This is a genomic window from Streptomyces sp. NPDC048420 (genome assembly GCF_040651535.1).
Lineage (GTDB): Bacteria > Actinomycetota > Actinomycetes > Streptomycetales > Streptomycetaceae > Streptomyces.
Genome location: NZ_JBEZKG010000012.1, coordinates 145,802 through 149,659 on the forward strand (window position 1 = coordinate 145,802; position 3,858 = coordinate 149,659).

General features: G+C 69.5%; 5 protein-coding genes. 2 read left to right on the forward strand and 3 right to left on the reverse strand.

Features of this window, described 5'->3' with window-relative positions; genetic code table 11:
- The first annotated feature begins 55 nt into the window (after window positions 1-55).
- Window positions 56-265 (forward strand): zinc-binding dehydrogenase, encoded by a 210-nt coding sequence (locus AB0D34_RS23610; protein WP_362664420.1) that lies wholly within the window; start codon window positions 56-58, stop codon window positions 263-265.
- Between the two features lie 90 nt (window positions 266-355).
- Here AB0D34_RS23610 and AB0D34_RS23615 read toward each other — a convergent pair whose 3' ends face one another.
- The 3 genes from AB0D34_RS23615 to AB0D34_RS23625 are packed head-to-tail and all read right to left on the reverse strand — an operon-like array spanning window position 356 to window position 2,800.
- On the reverse strand, window positions 356-1,141 hold the full coding sequence (locus AB0D34_RS23615; protein WP_362664422.1) for an ABC transporter permease: 786 nt from the start codon (window positions 1,139-1,141) through the stop codon (window positions 356-358).
- Window positions 1,138-2,097 carry an ATP-binding cassette domain-containing protein gene (locus AB0D34_RS23620; RefSeq protein ID WP_362664424.1) on the reverse strand — a complete coding sequence of 320 codons (960 nt, stop codon included), beginning with the start codon at window positions 2,095-2,097 and terminating at the stop codon, window positions 1,138-1,140. Before AB0D34_RS23620 ends, AB0D34_RS23615 begins: the two co-directional genes overlap by 4 nt.
- Window positions 2,098-2,125: 28 nt before the next feature.
- The gene (locus AB0D34_RS23625) at window positions 2,126-2,800 is read right to left on the reverse strand and encodes a DUF4097 family beta strand repeat-containing protein (protein ID WP_362664426.1); all 675 of its coding nucleotides are present in this window, start codon (window positions 2,798-2,800) and stop codon (window positions 2,126-2,128) included.
- 222 nt (window positions 2,801-3,022) lie between these two features.
- Between AB0D34_RS23625 and AB0D34_RS23630 the strand changes: the two genes are divergently transcribed.
- The gene (locus AB0D34_RS23630) at window positions 3,023-3,757 is read left to right on the forward strand and encodes a helix-turn-helix domain-containing protein (RefSeq protein ID WP_362664823.1); all 735 of its coding nucleotides are present in this window, start codon (window positions 3,023-3,025) and stop codon (window positions 3,755-3,757) included.
- Window positions 3,758-3,858: the final 101 nt, after the last annotated feature.

A 3,858-nucleotide genomic window follows, 5' to 3' on the forward strand; every position in this document is an offset into this window, starting at 1 on the left:
AGGCGTTCCGCGAGCTGGAGCGCGGACACACCCACGGCAAGATCCTGCTCCGACCGTGACATCACCGCACGTGGAACGGGCGGCGCACTCCGACGGCGAGGGCTCGGCGGCCCGCGCCGTCGTGGTCAGCGAACTCGCCCGGCTCGCCGCGCGCGGGGAGCTGGAGGTGCCGGTCGCCCGTGTCTATCCGCTGGAGGAGGTGCGGGAGGCGTTCCGCGAGCTGGAGCGCGGACACACCCACGGCAAGATCCTGCTCCGACCGTGACATCACCGCACGTGGAACGGGCGGCGCACTCCGACGGATGTCGGTGTGCGCCGCCCTGGGGGTGGGAGCCGGTCCGCGCTGTCACGGCGGTCACTTCGGGTCGGCGTTGAACCTCGCGGTCGACCAGCGGTAGCCGAGGACCGCGAGTCCGAGGCACCAGGCGAGGGCGAGCCAGCCGTTGTGGCCGATCTCGGTGCCGAGGAGCAGTCCGCGCAGGGTCTCGATGGCCGGGGTGAAGGGCTGGTACTCGGCGATCGGCTGGAACCAGCCCGGCATCGCGTCGACCGGCACGAAGGTGCTGGAGATGAGCGGCAGGAAGATCAGCGGCAGCGCGTTGTTGCTCGCGGCCTCGGCGTTGGGGCTGACCAGGCCCATGCCGACGGCGATCCAGGTGAGCGCGGTGGCGAAGAGCACGAGCAGTCCGAAGGCCGCGAGCCACTCCAGGAGGGTGGCGTCGGTGGAGCGGAAGCCGATGGCCACACCGACCGCGCCGACGAGGACCACGCTGACGATCGACTGGAGCACGCTGCCGACGACGTGTCCGACGAGCACCGAACCGCGGTGGATGGCCATGGTCCGGAAGCGGGCGATGATGCCCTCGGTCATGTCGTTGGAGACGGAGACCGCCGTGCCGATGGTGGTGGAGCCGATGGTCATCAGCAGCAGGCCCGGGACGAGATAGGCGATGTAGTCGGAGCGGTCGCCGCCGCCGATGCCCGCGCTCATGGTGTCGCCGAAGATGTAGACGAAGAGCAGCAACAGCATGATCGGGGTGAGCAGCAGGTTCAGGGTGAGGGAGGGGTAGCGCCGGGCGTGCAGGAGGTTGCGGCGCAGCATCGTGGACGAGTCGCGTACCGCGAGGGCGAGGCTGCTCATCGGACGGTCTCCTTGGTCTGGTCGTCGGTGCTGGAGGTGGGGCCGGTCAGGGCGAAGAACACGTCGTCCAGGTCGGGCGTGTGCAGGGTCAGCTCGTCGGCCTCGATGCCGGCCGCGTCGAGCCAGTCCAGTACGGCCCGCAGCTCGCGCTGGCTGCCGTCGCTGGGGAGTTGGAGCGCGAGGGCCTCGTCGTCCCGGGTGGCATCGGTCAGGGCGGTGGCCGCGCTCTCGTAGGAGGCCGGGTCGGAGAAGCGCAGTCGTACGTGCCCGCCGGGGACGATCCGCTTGAGCTCGGCGGCACTGCCCTCGGCGACGATCCTGCCGCCGTTGAGGACGGCGATACGGTCGGCGAGCTGGTCGGCCTCGTCCAGGTACTGCGTGGTGAGGAAGACGGTCACCCCGTCGGAGACCAGCTCCCGGATGATGCCCCACATGTTGTGACGGGAGCGCGGGTCGAGTCCGGTCGTCGGTTCGTCGAGGAAGATGATCCGCGGGCTGCCGACCAGGGTCATGGCGATGTCGAGGCGGCGCTTCATACCGCCGGAGTAGGTGGAGGCGGGCTTGTTCGCCGCCTCGGTGAGGTCGAAGCGCTCCAGCAGCTCGGCGGCGACCTGTCGCCCCTCGCTCTTGGAGAGGTGGTGCAGGTCCGCCATCAGGAGCATGTTCTCCTCGCCGGTGATCAGCCCGTCCACGGCGGAGAACTGGCCGGTGACACCGATGGCGGCCCGTACCGCCTGGGCCTCGGCGGTGAGGTCGTGGCCGCCGACCTTCGCCTGTCCGGCGTCGGCGGAGATCAGGGTGGAGAGGATCTTCACGGCGGTGGTCTTGCCGGCGCCGTTCGGGCCGAGCAGGGAGAAGATCGTGCCGGCGGGCACCTGGATGTCGATGCCGTCGAGAACGGTCTTGTCGCCGTAGGACTTGCGCAGTCCGTTCGCCGCGATGGCCAAGCTGGTCATGAGGAGTGCTCCTTGTCGGGGCCGCTGGTCAGAGGCTGCGGGCGGTGATGTCGCCGTGGGAGGTGGTGGCCCGGATGTTCAGGCCGGCGTTGGCGCCCTCGGTGTTCTTGAGGGCGTTGCGGATACGGCCGTAGGAGGTGCTGGCGTCCAGGGAGGCGGAGGCCTCGGAGGCGGCGTCGACGGAGATGTCGCCCATCTGGGTGGTCAGTACGAGGGTGCCGTCGACGGCCTCGGCGATCCGGATGTCGCCGCGCTGGGTGCTGATCTGGGCGGGGCCGGTGAGGCGGCCGACCGAGACGTCGCCGTCGGCGGCGGTGAGGCGGATGCTCGCGGCCTCGTCGATCTTCACCGCGCCGTGGGCGCCCTCGAAGACGATGTCGCCGAGGCGTCCGACGGCCCGGAACTCGGCGGCTGCCGCCTTCGCCTCGACCCGGGAGCCGGCCGGCAGCTGGACGGTGATCTGGACGGACCCGGAGGGGCCGAAGTACTGGTTCTTCGCCGTCGGCGCCGTGATCCGCAGCACGCCGTCGTCACCGAGGACGACCTCGATCTGCTCCGCCGCCTTCACGTCACGGCTCTTGCCGGCGTCGGCGGGCAGGACCTCGACGGTGGTGTCGGTGCGGTCGGCGGCGATGAGCTGGACGCGCCCGGCGGGGATGTCCACCACGGTGGTGACGGGGGCGGTGGTGTCGAACTTCTGCATCTCGATCTCCTGCGTTCTTGGCCGTTTCCGATGAACGAAAAGCTACGTTGCATTCACAGAGTAGGCAACATATTCGTTGCGCAGAATCAGTAGCTTTGCAGGTGAAGGCCACAATTTCATTGCAACAGCTCTGAAAGTAACGCAACATCAGCTAAGCACTCGTTGCAATAGAAGGGAGTGAAAGCTATGCTCGCCGCACCACGCACCACGAAGGAGACCGCGATGCCGGGAGGCAGGCTCACCCAGCAGGAACGTCAGCAGATCGCACTGGGAGTGGCCGACGGCCTCGCCTACGCGGAGATCGCCCGACGGCTCGACCGCCCCACCTCGACCATCACGCGCGAGGTCATGCGCAACGGCGGCCCCACCGCCTACCGCGCCGACCTCGCCCACCGCGCCACCGAACGCCGCGCCCACCGCCGCCGCCAGAGCACGCCCCGCGCACCCGGGACACCCGAACTCCCGCACGGGCGCGACCCCGAGGCGGTGCGCGAGTACGAGGAGACGTTCACGACCGTCCTCATGCAGACCGGCGCTCCCAAGATGATGTCCAGGGTGCTGACCTGCCTCTACACCAGCGACACCGGCAGCATGACCGCCGCCGAGCTGGTCCAGCGCCTCCAGGTCAGCCCGGCCTCCATCTCCAAGGCCATCAGCTTCCTGGAGAGCCAGGACCTGATCCGCCGCGAACGCGACGAACGCCGCCGGGAGCGCTATGTCGCCGACAACGACGTCTGGTACCAGTCCATGATCGGCAGCGCCCGCGGCACCACCCAGCTCGCCGAGACCGCACGCCAGGGCGTGAGCGTCCTCGGCCCCGGCACCCCGGCCGCCGTCCGCCTCGAGAACATCGCCCGCTTCCTCGACTTCGTCTCCGAGAGCATCATCCGCGCCGCCGACCAGGCCCGCGACGTCCTCTACACCCAGCCCGAGACAACTCCGGACGCCACGGACTGAGTACGCTCAACTCCCCCTGTACTGAGGCTCGATGGCGCGGACGAGGAAGTCCACGCAGGCCCGCACGCCGGCAAGCAGCTCGCCGCCCCACCGCTCCTCCT